At 71.1% G+C, this 16,918-nt stretch carries 23 protein-coding genes and 1 pseudogene; 9 read left to right on the forward strand and 15 right to left on the reverse strand.

The features are described 5' to 3' along the window. Nucleotides 1-10 precede the first annotated feature (10 nt). From HK415_RS06780 to HK415_RS06810, 7 genes are all read right to left on the reverse strand, one after another. Nucleotides 11-313, reverse strand: a complete 303-nt coding sequence (locus tag HK415_RS06780) for a hypothetical protein (RefSeq protein WP_171557573.1) — start codon at nucleotides 311-313, stop codon at nucleotides 11-13. Between the two features lie 117 nt (nucleotides 314-430). Continuing rightward, nucleotides 431-1,432 carry a hybrid sensor histidine kinase/response regulator gene (locus HK415_RS06785; RefSeq protein WP_171557576.1) on the reverse strand — a complete coding sequence of 334 codons (1,002 nt, stop codon included), beginning with the start codon at nucleotides 1,430-1,432 and terminating at the stop codon, nucleotides 431-433. Then, entirely contained in the window at nucleotides 1,399-1,920 is a 522-nt protein-coding gene (locus tag HK415_RS06790; protein ID WP_171557578.1) for a PAS domain S-box protein, read from the reverse strand. Before HK415_RS06790 ends, HK415_RS06785 begins: the two co-directional genes overlap by 34 nt. Further along, entirely contained in the window at nucleotides 1,890-2,378 is a 489-nt protein-coding gene (locus tag HK415_RS06795) for a response regulator (protein WP_171557581.1), read from the reverse strand. The genes HK415_RS06790 and HK415_RS06795 overlap by 31 nt, the downstream gene beginning before the upstream one ends. Then, a complete protein-coding gene (locus tag HK415_RS06800; RefSeq protein ID WP_171557583.1) occupies nucleotides 2,371-2,829 on the reverse strand; it encodes a response regulator in 459 nt (152 codons plus the stop codon). Before HK415_RS06800 ends, HK415_RS06795 begins: the two co-directional genes overlap by 8 nt. Further along, nucleotides 2,829-5,048: an ATP-binding protein gene (locus HK415_RS06805; RefSeq protein ID WP_171557585.1), complete on the reverse strand. Its 2,220-nt coding sequence runs from the start codon at nucleotides 5,046-5,048 to the stop codon at nucleotides 2,829-2,831. The genes HK415_RS06800 and HK415_RS06805 overlap by 1 nt, the downstream gene beginning before the upstream one ends. A 39-nt stretch (nucleotides 5,049-5,087) precedes the next feature. Beyond that, complete coding sequence (locus HK415_RS06810; protein ID WP_171557588.1) at nucleotides 5,088-5,534, reverse strand: biliverdin-producing heme oxygenase; 447 nt, start codon at nucleotides 5,532-5,534, stop codon at nucleotides 5,088-5,090. A gap of 599 nt (nucleotides 5,535-6,133) precedes the next feature. On the opposite strand from HK415_RS06810, the gene HK415_RS06815 reads away from it, so the two are divergent. Further along, nucleotides 6,134-6,877 (forward strand): aldolase, encoded by a 744-nt coding sequence (locus HK415_RS06815; protein ID WP_171557590.1) that lies wholly within the window; start codon nucleotides 6,134-6,136, stop codon nucleotides 6,875-6,877. 81 nt (nucleotides 6,878-6,958) lie between these two features. Here the strand turns inward: HK415_RS06815 and HK415_RS26905 are convergent. Continuing rightward, a pseudogene (locus tag HK415_RS26905) lies at nucleotides 6,959-7,123 on the reverse strand (DUF2917 domain-containing protein); the annotation flags it as partial. Nucleotides 7,124-7,175: 52 nt separating this feature from the next. Here HK415_RS26905 and HK415_RS06825 point away from each other — a divergent pair. After that, on the forward strand, nucleotides 7,176-8,141 hold the full coding sequence (locus HK415_RS06825) for a LysR substrate-binding domain-containing protein (protein WP_253261794.1): 966 nt from the start codon (nucleotides 7,176-7,178) through the stop codon (nucleotides 8,139-8,141). Between the two features lie 3 nt (nucleotides 8,142-8,144). Here the strand turns inward: HK415_RS06825 and HK415_RS06830 are convergent, their stop codons facing one another. The 3 genes from HK415_RS06830 to HK415_RS06840 all read right to left on the reverse strand — a co-directional run bounded on the left by HK415_RS06830 (nucleotide 8,145) and on the right by HK415_RS06840 (nucleotide 10,400). Next, nucleotides 8,145-8,825 carry a hypothetical protein gene (locus tag HK415_RS06830; RefSeq protein ID WP_171557592.1) on the reverse strand — a complete coding sequence of 227 codons (681 nt, stop codon included), beginning with the start codon at nucleotides 8,823-8,825 and terminating at the stop codon, nucleotides 8,145-8,147. A gap of 39 nt (nucleotides 8,826-8,864) precedes the next feature. After that, complete coding sequence (ku, locus tag HK415_RS06835) at nucleotides 8,865-9,824, reverse strand: non-homologous end joining protein Ku (RefSeq protein WP_171557594.1); 960 nt, start codon at nucleotides 9,822-9,824, stop codon at nucleotides 8,865-8,867. A 120-nt stretch (nucleotides 9,825-9,944) separates the two neighbouring features. Next, nucleotides 9,945-10,400: a hypothetical protein gene (locus HK415_RS06840; RefSeq protein WP_171557597.1), complete on the reverse strand. Its 456-nt coding sequence runs from the start codon at nucleotides 10,398-10,400 to the stop codon at nucleotides 9,945-9,947. Between the two features lie 59 nt (nucleotides 10,401-10,459). On the opposite strand from HK415_RS06840, the gene HK415_RS06845 reads away from it, so the two are divergent. Both HK415_RS06845 and xth read left to right on the forward strand, forming a co-directional pair. Continuing rightward, complete coding sequence (locus tag HK415_RS06845) at nucleotides 10,460-10,678, forward strand: hypothetical protein (RefSeq protein ID WP_171557599.1); 219 nt, start codon at nucleotides 10,460-10,462, stop codon at nucleotides 10,676-10,678. A 40-nt stretch (nucleotides 10,679-10,718) separates the two neighbouring features. Next, nucleotides 10,719-11,537 carry an exodeoxyribonuclease III gene (gene xth, locus HK415_RS06850; protein ID WP_171557602.1) on the forward strand — a complete coding sequence of 273 codons (819 nt, stop codon included), beginning with the start codon at nucleotides 10,719-10,721 and terminating at the stop codon, nucleotides 11,535-11,537. Nucleotides 11,538-11,596: 59 nt separating this feature from the next. Here xth and HK415_RS06855 read toward each other — a convergent pair whose 3' ends face one another. After that, on the reverse strand, nucleotides 11,597-11,968 hold the full coding sequence (locus tag HK415_RS06855) for a hypothetical protein (protein ID WP_171557604.1): 372 nt from the start codon (nucleotides 11,966-11,968) through the stop codon (nucleotides 11,597-11,599). Between HK415_RS06855 and HK415_RS06860 the strand changes: the two genes are divergently transcribed. Further along, complete coding sequence (locus HK415_RS06860) at nucleotides 11,958-12,242, forward strand: hypothetical protein (protein ID WP_171557607.1); 285 nt, start codon at nucleotides 11,958-11,960, stop codon at nucleotides 12,240-12,242. The genes HK415_RS06855 and HK415_RS06860 overlap by 11 nt on opposite strands. Here the strand turns inward: HK415_RS06860 and HK415_RS06865 are convergent. The 3 genes from HK415_RS06865 to HK415_RS06875 all read right to left on the reverse strand — a co-directional run bounded on the left by HK415_RS06865 (nucleotide 12,239) and on the right by HK415_RS06875 (nucleotide 14,232). Beyond that, nucleotides 12,239-12,778 carry a DUF924 family protein gene (locus tag HK415_RS06865; protein ID WP_171557609.1) on the reverse strand — a complete coding sequence of 180 codons (540 nt, stop codon included), beginning with the start codon at nucleotides 12,776-12,778 and terminating at the stop codon, nucleotides 12,239-12,241. The genes HK415_RS06860 and HK415_RS06865 overlap by 4 nt on opposite strands. 69 nt (nucleotides 12,779-12,847) lie before the next feature. Continuing rightward, nucleotides 12,848-13,189: a hypothetical protein gene (locus HK415_RS06870; RefSeq protein WP_171557612.1), complete on the reverse strand. Its 342-nt coding sequence runs from the start codon at nucleotides 13,187-13,189 to the stop codon at nucleotides 12,848-12,850. A 140-nt stretch (nucleotides 13,190-13,329) separates the two neighbouring features. Beyond that, on the reverse strand, nucleotides 13,330-14,232 hold the full coding sequence (locus HK415_RS06875) for a crotonase/enoyl-CoA hydratase family protein (RefSeq protein WP_171557614.1): 903 nt from the start codon (nucleotides 14,230-14,232) through the stop codon (nucleotides 13,330-13,332). Between the two features lie 96 nt (nucleotides 14,233-14,328). On the opposite strand from HK415_RS06875, the gene HK415_RS06880 reads away from it, so the two are divergent. From HK415_RS06880 to HK415_RS06895, 4 genes are all read left to right on the forward strand, one after another. Further along, complete coding sequence (locus HK415_RS06880; RefSeq protein WP_171557616.1) at nucleotides 14,329-14,511, forward strand: hypothetical protein; 183 nt, start codon at nucleotides 14,329-14,331, stop codon at nucleotides 14,509-14,511. A 91-nt stretch (nucleotides 14,512-14,602) separates the two neighbouring features. Beyond that, nucleotides 14,603-15,052, forward strand: a complete 450-nt coding sequence (locus HK415_RS06885; protein ID WP_171557619.1) for a CHRD domain-containing protein — start codon at nucleotides 14,603-14,605, stop codon at nucleotides 15,050-15,052. A 64-nt stretch (nucleotides 15,053-15,116) separates the two neighbouring features. Further along, on the forward strand, nucleotides 15,117-16,706 hold the full coding sequence (locus HK415_RS06890; RefSeq protein ID WP_309246609.1) for an FAD-dependent monooxygenase: 1,590 nt from the start codon (nucleotides 15,117-15,119) through the stop codon (nucleotides 16,704-16,706). After that, entirely contained in the window at nucleotides 16,703-16,885 is a 183-nt protein-coding gene (locus HK415_RS06895) for a hypothetical protein (RefSeq protein WP_171557621.1), read from the forward strand. The genes HK415_RS06890 and HK415_RS06895 overlap by 4 nt, the downstream gene beginning before the upstream one ends. Nucleotides 16,886-16,918: the final 33 nt, after the last annotated feature.

The following is a 16,918-nucleotide window of genomic DNA, read 5'->3' on the forward strand; positions in this document are numbered from 1 at the left end:
AGCCCGTCTTTTATTTCTTCTTGTCGTCGTCGGCCTGGCCGGCCGGCGTCACTTCGACCTTCGGAATGGTCAGCGTTTCCTTCTCGGTGTAGACGCCGACCTTCGGCACGTCCACGGTCTTCTGCTCGGTGGTCACGTCCACCTTCGGCGCGTCCACGTCGTACTTCGGCAGCGTCACGTCGCCTTCCTTGGTCTTGGACACTTCGTACTTCGGCACTTCCACATTGCCCTCCTGGGTCTTCTGCACGTCGCAGCCCACCAGGGCGATGGAGGCGGCGGCGATGCCGGCGAGGACAAAAGCGGTTTTACGCATGGCTAGACTCCCTTGATTGGTGATGCATGCATTCTGGGAGGCCGGCAGAAGCCCGGCTGTAAGACCCGGACGGCAAGCACCGTCCGACACGGGCCACCCGTTGTGCTTGCCGTGGGACTACGCGTCGATCGCCTGGCCCGACAGCACCTGCATGAGCCTCGCGTGCACTTCCGCGGGATCGGCCGGTTTCACGAGGTGCGCCGCGAAGCCGGCCTCGGCCGATCGCTTGCGGTCCTGCTCCCGGCCGTAGCCGCTCAGGGCCAGCACGGGCAGCTCCTTCGACAGCGCCCGCCCGAGTTCGATGCCGCTGCCATCCGGCAGCCCGAGGTCCGTGAGCACCGCGTCGAAGCCGCCGGCGCCCGCGGTGCGCAAGGCGTCCGCGCAGGTGCTCACGTGCTGCACCTCGTAGCCGTATTCCTCCAGGCACATCGCCAGCGCCGCCGCGGCGTCTTCGTTGTCCTCCACCAGCAGCACCCGCTTGCGGTCCGCCCCGGCGGCAGGCGCGGACATCGCCGGCGGCGGCGACGCCTCGGCGGCTTCGGTGCAGGGCAGGGCGATGGAGAAGCTGGCACCGCTGCCGCGGCCTCCGCTGCTGGCGCGGATGCGGCCGCCGTGCTGCTGCATCAGGCCCTGGGCGATGGCGAGCCCGAGGCCCAGGCCGCCGAAGCTCCGGGACACCTCGGCATCTGCCTGCTCGAAGGGATTGAAGATGCGGTCCAGTGCGTCCTGCGCGATGCCGATGCCCGAATCCGTGCAGCTGAGGGTGAACTCGCCGCCTTCCGTGGTGGTGCACACCAGGATGCGGCCGCCTTCCGGCGTGAACTTGGCGGCATTGCGGATGATGTTCCACAGCACCTGCTGCATGCGGGCCTGGTCGGCATGCACCCAGGGGGAGGCGGCGTCGAGTTCCAGCTCCAGCCGGATGCCCTTTTCCTGCAGCGTGTCCTGCACCATCGCGACCACGGCGCGCGTGAGCTGGTGCATGTCCACGCGCTCGCGGTGCAGGCTCACCTTGCCCGCGCTGATCGCCGTCAGGTCCAGCAGGTCGTCGATCAGCCGCGCCTCCAGCGCCACGTTGCGGCGGATCATGGGCAGCAGCTCGCGGTGCCGGTCGTCCACCTGCGCCACCTTCCCAGCACGTGCACGGCGGTGGTGATGGGGGCCAGCGGCGTGCGCAGCTCGTGCGACAGCACGGCGAGGAAACGGTCCTTGGCCTGGTTGGCCCGGTCCGCCTCGTCCTTCGCCACGCGCAGCGCTTCGGCTGCCAGGTGGCGTTCGGTGGCGTCGTGCACCAGCTTGCAGAAGCCCGCGGGCCGGCCCTGCTCGTCGTCCAGCACGGTGAGCACGCCCTCGGCGAACAGCCGGCGGCCGCCGCGGGCCACCAGCCAGCGGTTGTCGCTGGCCTTGCCGTGGCCACGTGCCTGCCGCATCTCGGCGTGCAGCGCTTCTTCCGGCCCGCTTTCGGGCGGGAACAGCAGGGACGCGGAACGGCCCGTGACCTCGGCGGCCTCGTAGCCGAAGATGCTGCGCGCCGCGCGGTTCCAGAACTGGATGCGGCCCTCTTGATCGAGCAGGATCACCGCGTAGTCGCGCAGGCCGTCCACCACCTTGGCGAAGGTGACGTCGGCCTGCGCAGCTGCCGTTCGGCCAGTTCGCGCGCGCGCCGCTCCTCCACTTCGCGCAGCGCGCGCTGGAGCACCGGCGCCAGGCGCGCCAGCCGCGACTTGCTCACGTAGTCGGTGGCCCCGCGCTTGAGCAGTTCGACCGCGTTGTCCTCGCCGATCACGCCCGACACGAAGATGAAGGGGACGTCCGGTGCGATGCCGTTGCGGTGGTCCAGCAGGTCGGCGCCGGTGAAGCCGGGCAGTTCGTAGTCGGACAGGACCAGGTCCCAGCCGCCGGCGCGCAGCGCGTCGACGAACTGCGCTTCCTCGCGCACCACTTCCAGCTGCACCCCGGGGTAGGCGCGTTCCAGCTGCACCTGCAGCAGCTCGACGTCCAGCCGCGAGTCCTCGACCAGCAGGGCGCGCAGGAGGCGCGCGTCGTGCGGCGGCGCCTCACTCATGCCGCCGCCTCGTGCGCAGGGAGCCCGGCGGCGGTTCGTTGAGCACCGCCCAGAAGATGCCGAGGTCGGCGATCGCCTCGACGAACTGCTTGAACTCCACCGGCTTGACCACGTAGGCGTTCACGCCCAGCTGGTAGCTGCGCAGCACGTCGGTCTCCTCGTGCGAGGAGGTCAGCATCACCACAGGGATGCTGCGCAGCGGGTCCGTGGTGCGCACGGTCTGCAGCACTTCCAGGCCGTTCACCTTGGGCAGCTTCAGGTCCAGCAGGATCACCGCGGGGTTGCCCTCGGCCCGATCGGCGTATTCGCCGCTGCGCCCGAGGTAGTCGAGCGCGGCTTCGCCATCGCGCACGATGACCACTTCGTTGGCGAGCTGGCTGCGCTCCAGCGCCACCAGCGTCAGTTCGAGATCGCGCGGGTCGTCTTCGACCAGCAGGATGGGCTTGAGCATCAGTCGGACTCCTCGCGGCCGTTGCCGCTTGCGACGTCGTTGTTCCTGGGGGCGGGCGGCAGCACGAAGCCGAAGGTGGCACCGCGGTCGGGTTCCCCGCGGGCCCAGACCTGGCCGCCGTGGCGCTCGACGATGCGCTTCACGTTGGCCAGGCCGATGCCGGTGCCGTCGAAATCCTCGGTGCGGTGCAGGCGCTGGAACACGCCGAACAGCTTGCCCACGTACTTCATCGGGAAGCCGACACCGTTGTCGCTGACTTCCAGCCCGCTGCCCTCGGGCAGGCTGGCCGTCGCGACGCGCACGCGCGCCGGGTCGCGGCCGCGCGTGTACTTCACCGCGTTGGACAGCAGGTTGCGGATGGCCACCTGCAGCAGCAGCGGGTCCGCCCACACCTGCGGCAGCGAAGCGTCCACTTCCCACTCGATGCGGCGTCCGCGCTCCTGCTGGCGCATCTCGTCCACCAGGTCCTCCACCAGCGGCTTGAGGTCCACCTGCGAGGGCCGCAGCCCCGAGCGGCCGAGGCGCGAGAAATCGAGCAGCGCATCGACCAGCTGGCCCGCGAAGGAGGCGGCGCCCTTCACGTGGCCGAGATAGCGGCGCGCGCGTTCATCCAGGGTGGCCGCGTTGTCCTCGATCACCAGGTCCACGTAGCCGGCGATGTGCCGCATGGGCGCGCGCAGGTCGTGCGAGACGGTGTAGCTGAAGGCCTCCAGCTCCTTGTTCACGCGCCCGAGTTCGACCGCATGGCCCGCCATCTCCTCGGCGCGGCGCAGCACCAGCGAGATCAGCGCCTGCCGCAGTTCGCCGGCGGCGGCCGCTTCGGCGGCGAGCCAGGGCGCGGAGCGTCCGCGCACGCGTTCCTGCCAGCTGTCGAAGCTGCGGCGCGGATGGATGCGGCCCTTGTCCGGCAGCGGGGTCTTGCGCGGGTCGCCCGCCCAGCGGATGGTCTGCACCAGCTCGGGCCGGAACCAGAGCACGACGTGGCGGTGGACCCTGGAGATCGACATCGCCAGCACGCCCGCGCACTGCGGCAGCAGTGCCTCGCCCTGCGGGTAGTGCTCCGGCAGGCGGTCCGTGCAGAACAGGTCCTCGCCGCGCGCCGAAATCCAGTGGGCCAGCTCGCGCACCCGTTCGGGAGGCGGGGTGTCGCCGATGGTCCAGCAGCTGTCGTTCAGGACCACGGCGGCGCCCGAGGCGGCCGCCAGTTCCTGGATGGCGAGGTCGGGCGAGACCAGGCGCTGCAGGGTGCCGTCGGTTTCGGCCATCAGCGCGACCAGCTTGAGCACGCGCTGGTGCAGCGCCAGCCGCTGCGCGGCCTCGGCGTTGTCTTCCTGCGCCTGGATCTGCAGCGACAGCAGCCGGCCGAGGTGTTCGCAGGCGACGCGCGTCTGGAAGGGCAGGTAGCGCGGCTGGTGGTCGTGGCAGGAGATCAGGCCCCAGAGCCGCCCGCGCGAGACGATGGACACCGACATCGAGGCCAGCGTGCCCATGTTGCGCATGTATTCGAGGTGCACCGGCGAGACGCTGCGCAGCGAGGCGAAGCTCAGGTCCAGTTGCGAAGGGTCGGCTTCGCCGGCGGCGGGCAGCAGCGGCACCGGGTCGTAGCTGGCGCTGGGGATCAGCCGGATGTGGTTGACCAGGTAGAGCGCACGGGCCTGCGCCGGCACGTCGTTGGCCGGGAAGCGGTGCCCGGCATAGGAGTGGTAGCCCTGGTCAAGGCGCTCGGCCAGCACTTCGCCGTGGCCATCGGGATCGAAGCGGTACACCAGGCAGCGGCCGAAGCCGGTCAGCCGCTTCATCTCGCGCGCGACGATCTCGCACAGCGCCACCACCGAGTCGGCCTGCTGCACCATCGGCAGCAGGTCGCGCGCCACCGCGTAGATGGGGGCGTGCATGCCGGCGCCGGGGCCGGCCGGTTCGTACTCCACGATGACGCGGTCGCCCTGCCGGTGCGCGCTGGCGTCGTGGGTGCGGCCATCGAGCGGCAGGCTGCCGACCCACGACGGGCCGGAGCCCGCCTGCAGGCGGCCGCTGTCCACCGGGACCAGGGACACGGCCTGCCGCACCGCCTGCTCGGACGGCCAGTTGGCGCTGTAGGCCAGCAGCCGGCCGCTGTCGGCGGCCAGCACCGCCAGCCGACCGTGCGGCTGGATCGCGCCGGGCACGCGGATCGGCTCGTCGGCGCACTGCGCCAGGTCAGGCAAGGGCAGCGCGCTCATGCAGGCAGTCTTCCAGCAGGCCGGAAAGGGTGTCGAAGGTCAGACGCGCGGAGGCGCACGCGTGCGCGAGCGCCGCTTCGGAATCGAGTTCACTCGCCAGGACGGCGCGCGCCTCGCGCCACATGCGCCCGGTCGCATCCCCCAGCCGTGGAAGTACGCGGCGCCGCAGCCGGGATGCAGTCCGGCCTGGGCCAGGCTGCGGGTGATGAACTGGCCGCCAAGCGCCGAACCTTCCATCACGTAGACGGAGCCCCAGGCGCTCGCCGGTCCCGCGAAGGGCGGGATGCGCGCCGCCGCGCCGGGCGCGATGCCCAGCCGGCGCAGGTCCTGCAGCAGGAAAGGCCGGCGCGTGCGAGCGGCCAGCCACGGGTGCCAGCGCGCCGGCAGCGCCGCGGCGACCTCGGGCTCCCAGCCGGCCAGGAACGCGTCGAACACGCCGAGCACGCGCGCGTAGTGCGCACGGTCCTGCATGCGCCGCAAGTCCATCAGCGCATCGATCCGGTCGTGGTGCCCGCGCGTGGCCCGGCGCAGCGTGGCGAGCGCGTCGGCGGCTTCGGTGGGGGATAGGGGAGGACGTCGGGCTGCAAATGGTCCGGGGTGCTTCGGCTTCGGGGTACCCTGCCAATCGTGTCATCAGCCCTGCGGCACGTGTGTAGGACAACGGCTCAGCTATCGCTGAGACATGCCAACAGGATGTGCTGGTTCGTTGGCATGCCAACGCAATCGATCTGGACGGATGCCCGGCCCGCAGGCTCAGGGGCCGGGCTCGTCGTGCTCGAGGTCGGGGGATCGGCGGGGCGGGAGACGACGCGGCGCTTTTCCAGCTTCTGCAGGGTTTCCAGCGCGCTCGCCGAACCCTCGCCGCTGTGGCGCTCGATCGGCCAGGCGGGCTTGGGCTCCGTTTTGCGCGGGGGCGCGGAGTCCCGCTGCGCTGCGTACGTTTCACCATGGATCCCTACATCGTCTGCGGCGAGTCTGCCCGCTGGGCCACAGGCCGGTGTCAGCCGGGGCTGGGGCGGCCGGTAGGACAAAGCCTCATCCGTTGCAACGCAGTCCCGCTAGGATCGCTCGCCAGGAGGTTCCCGATGCAAGTCTTGCCCAGCAACGAGGCCCAGGCGCTGTTCCACGACGCGGAGGTGCGCGCCCTGCGCAACGACCTGGCCCTGGCGCTGCGGGCGGCGGCCCACCACGGCCTGGGCGAAGGCGTCTGCAACCACTTCAGCACCGCGCTGCCGCAACGGCCGGACTGGTTCCTGCTCAATCCCCGGGGCCTGCACTGGGGCGAGGTGCAGGGGCACGACATTGTGCTCGTGGACGCCCAGGGCCAGGCACTGGCGGGCGCCCACCCGATCGAACCCACCGCGCTGTTCATCCACGCCGCCGTGCACCGCATCGCCGGCAAGGCCTGCGTGCTGCACACGCACATGCCCTACGCCACCGCGCTGACGCTCACCGACCTGCGCGGGCTGGACACCACGCTGTCGCAGAACGCCATGCGCTTCCACGGCCGGGTCGCGGTGGATGCGGACTACAACGGGCTGGCGCTCGATGCCGGCGAGGGCGAGCGCATCGCGCGCGCCATGCAGGGCGCGGACGTCGCCTTCCTGGGCAACCACGGCGTGATCGTGTGCGGGGAGCGGATCGGCTGGGCCTACGACGACCTGTACTACCTGGAGCGCGCCTGCATGCACCAGGTCATCGCGCTGTCCACCGGCCGGCCGCTGCAGCCGGTTCAGCCGGCGCTGGCCGCCCGCGTCGCCGCCCAGACCGCCGGCGAGCGCATGCAGTCCGACCTGTTCTTCGAGAGCCTGCGCCGCATGGTGCGCTGAAGGGGCGCGTCCAGCACGAAGGCGGAACCCTGGATCGCGTAGAGCAGGGCGCGGCGGTGCTCCGCCGTCTCGAAAGCTGTCGCCCGGCTCCAGGATCACGTCGCGCGGGTCGTCGTCCAGCGTCAGCCACAGGCAGCCGCCGGTGCACAGGATGCGCGCCGAGGCGGCATCGGGGATCACGAACATCTGCCTCGCCGGCAGCGAGACGGTCGGGCCTTGGTTCATCGCCTGCTCCTTCGCATGCATGGTGAGTATGAATATACTGGCCGCCTACCAGCGTGAGAAACGGCAAATCCGCATGCCACGCATGCATCCAGGGAATGCGAACGCGCCCGAGCCGCGGTCCCGGCAGCTGCGGCTCGACCTGCTGCACACCTTCGAGGCGGCGGCGCGCCACCTGAGCTTCACCCGCGCGGGCGAGGAACTGTTCCTGTCGCAGTCGGCGGTCAGCCGGCAGGTGCAGCAGCTCGAGGAGAGCGTGGGCGCGCCCCTGTTCGAGCGGCGCCACCGCGCGCTCGCCCTCACCGAGGCGGGGCGCATCATGCGGCGCGCGGTGGAGGACAGCCTGGAGCGCCTGCGCGACGCGGCGGCGCGCGTGCGCAGCAGCACCGGGCGCCGGCAGGTGACCCTGACCTGCACGCCCGGCTTCGCCTCCTTCTGGCTGATCCCGCGCCTGGCGCGCTTCACCGCCGGGCATCCCGAGGTGGACGTGCGGATCGCCGCCACGCTGGACCTGGTGGACCTGGAACGCGGCAACGTGGACCTCGCGGTGCGCTTCGTGCCCAGCACCGAGGGCAGCGGGCCGCTGCTGTTCGAGGAGGAAGTGCAGCCGATGTGTGCGCCGCAGCTGCTGCGCGACCGCTCCCGGCCCCTGAAGACGCCGCGCGACCTGGAGCAGCACACGCTGCTGACCGTGGAGATGCGCGACGCCTCGCTCACCGTGGACTGGGATCCCTGGCTGCAGCTGATGGGACTGGCCAGCGTGCACATGGCCCACACGCTGCGCTTCACGCAGTACGCCGAAGCGGTCGCGGCCGCCGTCGCCGGGCAGGGCATCGTCATCGGCCGCCTGCCGCTGCTGGCCGACCTGGTGCGGCAGAAGAAGCTGGTGGCGCCTTTCCGCAGTCCGGCGGCCTCGCGCCGCGGCTACTTCGTCACGCTGGCGCCGCAGGCGGTGCACAACCCGAGCGCGCGCGCCTTCGCGGACTGGCTGGTGGCGGAGGCGGAGCAGGCCGACGCGCACCGCGCACCTGCCCGGAACTGAGCGCTATTGCGAAGCAGCCGCTGCCGGTGGCGCGGAGCTGGTAGCAGGCGCCGAAGCGACCGGCTCGCTGGTCGCGCGGGTCCAGCCGCCGGCGACGCCGTAGCGCGCCACCTGCACCTCGTTGGCATGGAAGCCGCTGGGCCACTCGGCCAGCACGTTCCCCTCGGCGTCCATCTGCAGGCGCGGGCCGTTCTGCCCGGGTGGCGCGCCCACGACCTCGGGCCGCGGCATGGCCCCGGGGAGCACGTCGGGCACGCTCCAGCCGGTCGCGGCCTCGAAGCGGCTGAAGCGCAGGCTGTGGATGTTGCCGACCTGGTGGTGCCACACCGCCATGGCCTGGCCCCTGCCATTGCTGGCCAGTTGCGGCCCGGTCGATTCGCCGTGGAGGCTTTCGAGCGGTTGCGCCGCGCTCCAGCCGGTCGCACGGGTCCAGGACGACGCGACGACGTCGCCGCCTTGCAGCCAGACCGCCAATGCCGCGTCGTCTGCCGAACGCACCATCTGCGGCCGCACCCCCGCCGGCGCGGGCGGCGCCGGGATGGTCTGCCCACTGGCGTCGGTCAGCGTCGGTGCGGCCGTGCTGCGATCGACGGGCGCGCCGTAGCCTCCGAGCACCGCGGTGTTGTGGCGCTCGACGTTCGCGTCGCGACAGCCCGCCAGAACGAAGGCGAGCGCAACGACCAAGGCAGGGACCGCAGCCCGCATCGCCGCCGCTCCCGCGTTTCAGCCGCTCTTGCGGCGGGTGGCGGGCTTGGCGCTGGCGCGCGCCGTGGCGGGCGTCTTGCGCGCGGCGGCCTTGCGCACTGGCGCGGCCTCGTCGTTGGCCGCGGCTTCCTCCCGCTTCGCTGTCGCCTTCTTCGCCGCGGGCGCGGACTGTGCCGTATTGCCCTTGAGGCTGCGGCGCAGCAGCTCGGTGAGGTCGATGACTTCCGCGCTCGCCGGCACGTCCTCGCCGGGCAGCGGCGCCACCGCGTGCAGTCCGCCTTCCTTCGATTTCTGCTCCACCAGCGCCATCAGCTTCTCGCGGAATTCGTCGTGGAACAGGTCCGGCTGCCAGTCGCCCGCCATCGCGTCCACCAGCTGTTCGGCCATCTTCAGTTCGGCCGCACTGACCTTCACGTCCTCGCCCGGCCAGGCGAGGCCCGCGGTGTCGCGCACTTCATCGGACCAGCGCAGCAGGTTGAGCACGAGGCCCTTGTCCTGCGGCAGCAGCATCGCCAGGTGCTGCTTGGTGGAGATCACCACCTTGGCGATGCCGACCTTGCCGGTGCGCTCCAGCGTCTCGCGCAGCAGCGCGAAGGGCTTCTGCCCGCCCTTGCCGGCGGGGCTCACGAAGTAGGGCTTGTGGAAGAACACGCTGGGGACCTGCTCGCGGTCCACGAAGGCCTCGATCTCGATCGTCTGGGTGGAGCGCGGCAAGGCCTGCTTGATCTCGTCCGGCGTGAGGACCACGTACTGGTCCTTCTCGACCTCGAAGCCCTTGACGATTTCCTCGCGCGGCATGGCCTCGCCGGTGGCCTTGTTCACCTGCTGGTTGCCCACGCGCGTCATGGTGGACTTGTCCAGCAGGTTGAACTTCATGCGGTTTTCGGCCGTGGCCGAGTGCAGCGTGACCGGGATGTGGACCAGGCCGAAGCTGATGGCCCCCTTCCAGAGGGTCCTTGAACTGGTGGGTGCGGGCATGCGTGTTCCTTTGGCAGCCCATCCACCGTAGGGGAAGGACAGTGGTGCACCTGTAGGACGCCGCAGGCAGCGGGTGCAGGGCTTGCCGCGCCACGGCGCACGGCTCAGCCTGCGCGCGTGTCAGGGGCAGACCACCAGCCCGCCCTGCTGCGTGCAAAGCCCGCCGGGACCGGCCAGGCTCGGCGGGACGTGGCGCAGGTGCGTGCCGTCGCTGGTCCAGCACCCGCCCGGATCGCAGGTGGCCGGCATCGGCGCACGCTGGATCGCCACCGGAGGCGGCGGCAGCACCGGCGGGGGAAGCGGGGCCGATTGCAGGGGGACGTCGACCTGCGGCGGCGGCACGACCACGGGGGCCTGCAGCACGCGGCCAGGGCGCGTGGGGACGACCGCGGAACCGAGGCAGGCGCTGGCCGCGGCGCCGCGCAGCGCCGCCACGCCTTCGCTGCCGGAATTCCGCACGGCCTGCAAGGCGGACAGCGCCGCGCCGCAGGCCGGCGATTTCAGCGGGTCCGCATCCTGCGCGTGCAGCGGCGTTGCCACGACGAACAGGAACAGCAGGGCACAGGCGATCTTCATGGAATGCTTCGCGGGCTTGTCCGACACGGGGAGGGCAGGCCGCTGGCTAATTTTGCGCCATGAAGTCCCGCAACACGCGTTCCAGCCAGGCAAAGCTCGGCGAGGGACCCACTTCCTCGGTGCCGGCCCGGCCGGACCACGGCGAAAACTCGGCCAGCACATTCGTCGAGGCACCGCAGAAGGCGAAGGCCAAGGGGCGGCTGGATCCGCACGACTTTCCCGACGGCGGCGGCAGCGGCGGCGCCGAAGCCTTCAGCCGCCGGCGGAAGAAGCCCTGAGGCGTCGCGGGCAGCCGCTTCAGCAGGCTCCGGGCGCCCCATGAGGATCGCGACCTTCAACGTCAACGGCGTCAAGACCCGGCTGCCGCACCTGCTGCGCTGGCTGGAGCGCGAGCAGCCCGACGTGGCCTGCCTGCAGGAGCTCAAGGCCCTGGACGAGGGCTTTCCCGCGGCGGAGATCCGCGCGGCCGGCTACGAACCCTTGTGGAAGGGCCAGCGCTCGTGGAACGGCGTGGCGATCCTGGCGCGCGGCAGCAAGCCTGTGGAGGTGCGGCGCGCACTCCCCGGCGACGAAGGCGACGACCAGAGCCGCTACCTGGAAGCCGCGGTCGATGGCGTCATCGTCGGCTGCCTGTACCTGCCCAACGGCAACCCGCAGCCCGGGCCCAAGTTCGACTACAAGCTCGCCTGGTTCGAGCGCCTGATCGCGCATGCGCAGGCGCTGGTGGCCTCGGAGCACCCGGTGATCCTGTGCGGCGACTACAACGTGGTGCCGACCGACTTCGACATCTACAACCCGCGCTCCTGGCGCAAGGACGCGCTGCTGCAGCCGGAAAGCCGCGACTGCTGGCAGCGGCTGCTGGCGCAGGGCTGGACCGATGCGATCCGCCACCTGCATTCCGAGGAGCCGGTGTACACCTTCTGGGACTACTTCCGGCAGCACTGGCAACGCAACGCGGGACTGCGCATCGACCACCTGCTGCTGAACCAGCGGCTGGCTCCCGCCTTGCGCGCCGCGGGCGTGGACACCTGGGTGCGGGGCGAGGAGAAGGCCAGCGACCACGCCCCGGCGTGGGTGGAACTGGCCCTCGATCGCGCGCCTGCCGCGAAGCCCAAACGCGCGGCTCGCCGCTCTTAGGCGATTTCCTTAGGCTCGCCGCTGTTTTCCCTTATCGCCGGGCTATGTAGCACATGGTTTCATCTCGTTACGTCGGGTGAGGAGTCGAGATGGAAACGATGGATAGAGCACTGCTGCTGGAAGCCCTTTCGGACAAGGTGCTGCACCAGCTTCCGCAGGCCGTGTGGAAGGACCTGTTCCTCGGCGACCAGCGCCAGAGCATCCACTTCGAGGAGAGGCACCTCACGCTGGTGTATGCCGACGTCGATGCCGCGGGCGGCAAGCCGGCCAGCGAACGCTTCTACCAGGAGCTGCAGCGCCTGAACACCCGGCACAACGGCCGGCTCGACCCCTACGTGAACGCCGCCGCCCTGGCGAGTTTCGAGAACCCCGGCGCCGCGGTGCGCATGGCGATGGAACTGCAGCGCAGCGGCCGATGTGGTGCTGCGCATCGGCGTGGTCAGCGGCGCCTGCACGCTGGCGTATTTCCGCGTGCAGGGGCGGCTGTGGTGCACGCCGCTGGGGGCGCAGCCCGCGCGGGCGGCCGAGGTCGCGACCACGGCATCGGTGGGCGGCATCGTGATCTCGCCCGAGACCTACGACCCGGGCGAGCGCCGCGCCCGCGTCCACGGCGACCACGACACGCCCGAATTTGAGGATTCGGAGCTCGACCTGTCTTCACTGGCCTGCGCCGGCGGCACGCTCACCATCGACATCCACTGCTAGCCGCCGAATCCGCCTTCCGCCAGGAAGCGCTCCTCTTCCCCTGAAGACTGCCGCCCCAGCACCGCGTTGCGGTGCGGGAAGCGCCCGAAGCGCCGCACGATCTCGCGGTGGTGCAGCGCATAGCGCAGCGATTCGCCGCCCAGCGGCTCGTTGAGGGCGACGCTGCGGTCCTGGTCCGCCAGCGCTTCCGAGTGCATGAAGGGCAGGTAGAAGAAGCGCCGCAGGTCGTCGTCGACCTGCCGGTCGAAGCCGGCGGCGATGGCCGCATCGGCGACCTCGCGCGCCTGGGCGTCCGTGGCATGCATGCGGGCCGTGCCGCGAAAGGCATTGCGGGGAAACTGGTCGAGCAGCAGGACGAGGCCGAGAGATCCCTCCGCGGTCGAGCCCCAGTGCGCGAGCGCGCCGGCGGCGGCGGCTTCATGGGTGGCAAGGAAGCGTTCGCGGAAGTCGGCGTCGAAGGCGTCGTCGCGCGCGAACCAGCGGCGCGGTCCCGCGTCGCGCCAGAACTGCAGCAGTTGCGTTGGCGAGGTGCTCATGCCGGCAGCTTAAGCGGGCGCCCAAAGAAAGCGGGGCCATGCCCCGCTGCCGTACCGCTCGAAAGGGCTTCAGCGCTTCGGCTGGTCCGGCTTCTGCTGGTCCTGGCTGCTGCCGCTTTGCTGGCGCTGCTGGTCCTGGCGCTGCTGTTCCTGCTGGCGCTGCTGGTCCTGCGAAGCCTGGCCGCGGTCCTGCTGCTGCTGGCGGTTGCCGCCCATGCTGCCGCTTTCCTGTTCGATGTCCGTGCCCTGCTGCTTGCCGCCCTGCTGGCGCTGCTGCTCCTGCTGCCGCTGCTGGTCCTGCTGCCGCTGCTGGTCCTGGGACGCCTGGCCGCGGTTCTGCTGGTCCTGCGATGCCTGTTGTCCGCCCTTCTGCTGGTCCTGCTGGCGATTCTGGTCTTGCCCTTGAGCCATGGTTTTCTCTCCTTGGAAGTTGCGCCGGGCGCCTGCCGTCGGCGGCCCCGCAATCCCAATGTAAGAACGCCCGCGCGCCGCGCACGTGGGGTCCCGACCGCCGCCAATGTAGGAGTCGGCTGGCGCGGGAGGGCACCTGCTCAGCGTGGCTTGCGCTGCTCGAGTCCACGCATCAGCCGGCGCGCCTCGTCGCCTTCCGGGATGGGTCGGCCGCTGTCGCGCCACTCCACCGCGGCCTTGAAGCCTTCGGCCTGCGCATAGCGGCGGAACCAGAGTCCCTCGGGGTTGTGGCGCGTGATGCCGTCGAACACGGTCGCGAGGCTCTGCGCCTGCTCCAGGCCCATGGTCAGCAGCACCTGGTTGACCACCATCTTGTGCATGGCCAGGTGCGAGCGCGGCACGCCGGCAATGCGCGTGGCCAGCGCCATGGTGGCGCCTTCGAGCGCTTCGGCCGAGACCGCTTCGTTGGCAAGGCCCCAGGCCAGGGCGGTGCGGCCGTCGATGGTGTCGCCGGTGAACATGAGCTGCTTGGCGCGGGTGGCGCCCAGCCTGTAGGTCCACATCGCGGTGGTCGGGCAGCCCCACACGCGCGTGGGCATGTAGCCGATGCGCGCGTCCTCGGCCATCACCAGCAGGTCGCAGCACAGCGCGATGTCGCTGCCGCCCGCAACGGCGTGGCCATGCACCTTCGCGATGGTCGGCTTGGGGCTGCGCCACAGCGCCATGAAGTCCTCGGTGTTGCGCTTCATGTACGCGTAGTCGACCATCGGGTCCCAGGGCGTGCGCTCCTGCTGGCAGGGATGGTCGATCTCGCCCTGGCCGAACTGCGACAGGTCGTAGCCGCCGCAAAAGCCCTTGCCGGCGCCCTCGACCACGATCACGTGCACCTCGTCCTCGGCGTTGGCCCACTCCACCGCCGCGCGCAGCTCGCGCGGCGTCTCCTCGTTGATCGCATTGAGCCGCTCCGGGCGATTCAGCAGCAGGCGCGCGACGCGCGGCTGCTGCGGGTCCTTCTCGATCTGCAGGGTGCTGTAGCGGGGCATGCGTTTCTCCTCCGGTGAAGGCGCAGTCTAGTGTCCTACGCCCGGCCGGCGGCGCAGCTTGCAGGCAGGCCCCGCCGTCCCTCGTAGATTGGGACCATGAGCACCGACACGAGCATCGGCCCCGACGCCGACCAGGGCGGCAACGACGACCCCGGCAACGCCGACGGCTGCGGCAACAAGACGCTGGGCGACAAGGCCACGCAGCAACCTCCGGCCGGAGCGGAGCAGCCGGACGAGCAGTCCGAAGCCACGCGCGGCAGGCAGGCCAGGGACCACTGATCGCCGTTTCCCGCCATGCGGCCGTGTCCTACACGGTCGCTTCGTCGCGCCTGCCCATCATCGCTTTCCCCCACAACGAAAGGGAAGCACGATGAACCGTTCCCTCCTTCTCCGCACCGCATGCGCGGCCACCCTCGTCGCCGCCGGCCTGGCCGGCTGCGCGCAGATGCGCGGTTCCGGCCAGCAACTGTTCGAAGCTTCGCTGACCGGCGCGCAGGAAGTGCCCCCGGTGGCAACCGCCGCTTCGGGCACCGCCGACGTTCGCTACAACACCGGCAACAACACCTTGAGCTGGAGCGTCACCCACGGCGGCCTGAGCGGGCCGGTCACCGGCGCGCACATCCACGGCCCGGCCGGTCCCGGCCAGAACGCGGGCGTGGTGATCCCGTTCAGCAACCTCAATGCCGGCACCATCACCGGCGAGGCGCGGATCACGCCGGAGCAGCTGACGCAGCTCACTTCGGGCCAGTGGTACGTCAACCTGCACACGGCCGCCAACCCGGGCGGCGAGATCCGCGGGCAGCTGCGGCCACGCCGCTAGCGTCCTGGCGCGGCCGCGCGGACCCGCGGTCGTATAGTTCCGCCCGCAAGCAGGAGGAGGGCGCGTGGCGCAATGGCAGCCGTTGCCGGACGGGATTCCGGTGCTCATCGCGGGCGGCGGGCCCGTCGGGCTGACGCTGGCGGCGCTGCTCGCACGGCAGGGCGTCCGCAGCCTCGTGATCGAGGCGGACGAGGGCTACTGCACCGGCAGCCGCGCGATCTGCATCTCGCGCCGTTCGCAGGAGATCCTGTGGACGGCCGGCGCGGGTCCCGCGCTCGCGGCCAAGGCCTTGCCATGGACCGGCGGCCGCAGCTACTGGCGCGATCACGAGGTCCTGCATTTCCAGATGCCCAGCGAGCCGACCGAGCGCTTCGCGCCCATGGTCAACATCCAGCAGTACCACGTCGAAGCCTTCGTGCACGAGGCGCTGCAGCGGGTGCCGGAGCTCGTGCAGGTGGCCTGGGCCACGCGCGTGACCGGCGTGCGGCAGGAGGGTGACGCGGTCCTGGTCGACGTGGAAGGGCCGTCGGGACGGCAGGCGCTTCGAGCGGAGTACCTCGCGGCCTGCGACGGCGGGCGCAGCACCGTGCGCGAGCAGCTCGGGCTGCAGTTCGAAGGCACCCAGTACGAAGGGCGCTACGTCATCGTCGACATCGTCCAGAAGACGCGCCGGCCGGTGGAGCGCCTCGCCTGGTTCGACCCGCCCTCCAATCCGGGCTCGACGCTGCTGATGCACCGCCAGCCGGACGAGGTCTGGCGCATCGACTACCAGCTGCGCGACGACGAGGACGCGGCCGAGGCCCTGAAGCCGGAGAACATCCTGCCGCGGGTGCGCAGCCACCTGCAGATGATCGGCGAGACCGAGCCCTGGGAACTGCTGTGGGCCTCCATGTACAACGCCAAGTGCCTCACGCTGCCGTCCTACCGGCACGGGCGCGTGCTGTTCGCGGGCGACGCCGCGCACCTGGTGCCGATCTTCGGCGTGCGCGGCCTCAATTCCGGGCTGGACGATGCCGCCAACCTGGCGTGGAAGCTCGCGCTGGTGCTCGAAGGCGGCGCCGACGCGGCGCTGCTGGACACCTATTCGCAGGAGCGCGTGCCGGCCGCGCGCGAGAACATCGCCCACGGCGCCAAGAGCACCGAGTTCATGGCGCCGCCAGACTTCGCCTTCCGCCTCATGCGCGAGGCCGCGCTGCGGCTCGCGCTCGACGAGCCGGCGGTGCGGCCGCTGATCAATCCGCGGCAGTCGGCGCCCGTGGCCTACACCGCTTCCCCGCTGAACGGCCCCCAGCAGGGCGAGTGGACCAGCGCGCAGGCCGCGCCCGGCCAGCCGGCGCCCGAGGCATTGCTGGCGGGAGCGAAGGGCGCCTTCCACCTCACGCAGTGCTTCGGCACCGACTTCACCTGCCTCGTCTTCAGCGAGGGCGCGCTGCCGCATGCCGTCGCCGACCTGGCATCGCAGGGCATCGCGGTGCTGGACATCGCACCCGATGCGGACCCGCACGGCCAGGCACGGACGCGCTACGGCCTGGCCGGCGATGCGGCCACCGGCCTGGTGCTGGTGCGCCCCGACGGTTACGTGTTGGGACGCTGGCGCGGGCTCGACCCGGCGCCGGTGCTGGCCTGCCTGCGCGACAAAGGACTGCAGCCATGAGCGATGCCGAACTCGATCGCAGCTACACCGCCTTGTGCCAGGCCCTGGGCGCGGTGGGACCCGAGCGCAGCGAGACGCTGCTGGCCATGCTCGCCCTGGCCCTGATGGCCCGTGCGGGGACCGCCGAAGAGGTGCTGGAGCTGATCGCCCGCTCGCGGGACCGCTGCCTGCAGGAGTGAGGGGGCTGCCGCCCCGCAGAGCCAGCCGCAATA

Origin of the sequence: Ramlibacter montanisoli (genome assembly GCF_013087525.1) — a bacterium.
Classification (GTDB): Bacteria; Pseudomonadota; Gammaproteobacteria; order Burkholderiales; family Burkholderiaceae_C; genus Ramlibacter; species Ramlibacter montanisoli.

Bases quoted from the DNA above. Each gene is read 5' to 3' on its own strand.
- HK415_RS06875 (WP_171557614.1), bottom strand. From the start codon at position 14,232: ATGCCCCGCTACAGCACCCTGCAGATCGAGAAGGACCCGCAGCAGCCG.
- HK415_RS06895 (WP_171557621.1), top strand. From the start codon at position 16,703: ATGAGCGATGCCGAACTCGATCGCAGCTACACCGCCTTGTGCCAGGCC.
- HK415_RS06845 (WP_171557599.1), top strand. From the start codon at position 10,460: ATGAAGTCCCGCAACACGCGTTCCAGCCAGGCAAAGCTCGGCGAGGGA.
- HK415_RS06825 (WP_253261794.1), top strand. From the start codon at position 7,176: ATGCCACGCATGCATCCAGGGAATGCGAACGCGCCCGAGCCGCGGTCC.
- HK415_RS06800 (WP_171557583.1), bottom strand. From the start codon at position 2,829: ATGCTCAAGCCCATCCTGCTGGTCGAAGACGACCCGCGCGATCTCGAA.
- HK415_RS06805 (WP_171557585.1), bottom strand. From the start codon at position 5,048: ATGAGCGCGCTGCCCTTGCCTGACCTGGCGCAGTGCGCCGACGAGCCG.
- xth (WP_171557602.1), top strand. From the start codon at position 10,719: ATGAGGATCGCGACCTTCAACGTCAACGGCGTCAAGACCCGGCTGCCG.
- HK415_RS06885 (WP_171557619.1), top strand. From the start codon at position 14,603: ATGAACCGTTCCCTCCTTCTCCGCACCGCATGCGCGGCCACCCTCGTC.
- HK415_RS06870 (WP_171557612.1), bottom strand. From the start codon at position 13,189: ATGGCTCAAGGGCAAGACCAGAATCGCCAGCAGGACCAGCAGAAGGGC.
- HK415_RS06840 (WP_171557597.1), bottom strand. From the start codon at position 10,400: ATGAAGATCGCCTGTGCCCTGCTGTTCCTGTTCGTCGTGGCAACGCCG.
- HK415_RS06795 (WP_171557581.1), bottom strand. From the start codon at position 2,378: ATGAGTGAGGCGCCGCCGCACGACGCGCGCCTCCTGCGCGCCCTGCTG.
- HK415_RS06780 (WP_171557573.1), bottom strand. From the start codon at position 313: ATGCGTAAAACCGCTTTTGTCCTCGCCGGCATCGCCGCCGCCTCCATC.
- HK415_RS06880 (WP_171557616.1), top strand. From the start codon at position 14,329: ATGAGCACCGACACGAGCATCGGCCCCGACGCCGACCAGGGCGGCAAC.
- HK415_RS06865 (WP_171557609.1), bottom strand. From the start codon at position 12,778: ATGAGCACCTCGCCAACGCAACTGCTGCAGTTCTGGCGCGACGCGGGA.
- HK415_RS06815 (WP_171557590.1), top strand. From the start codon at position 6,134: ATGCAAGTCTTGCCCAGCAACGAGGCCCAGGCGCTGTTCCACGACGCG.
- HK415_RS06855 (WP_171557604.1), bottom strand. From the start codon at position 11,968: ATGCGCAGCACCACATCGGCCGCTGCGCTGCAGTTCCATCGCCATGCG.
- ku (WP_171557594.1), bottom strand. From the start codon at position 9,824: ATGCCCGCACCCACCAGTTCAAGGACCCTCTGGAAGGGGGCCATCAGC.
- HK415_RS06810 (WP_171557588.1), bottom strand. From the start codon at position 5,534: ATGGACTTGCGGCGCATGCAGGACCGTGCGCACTACGCGCGCGTGCTC.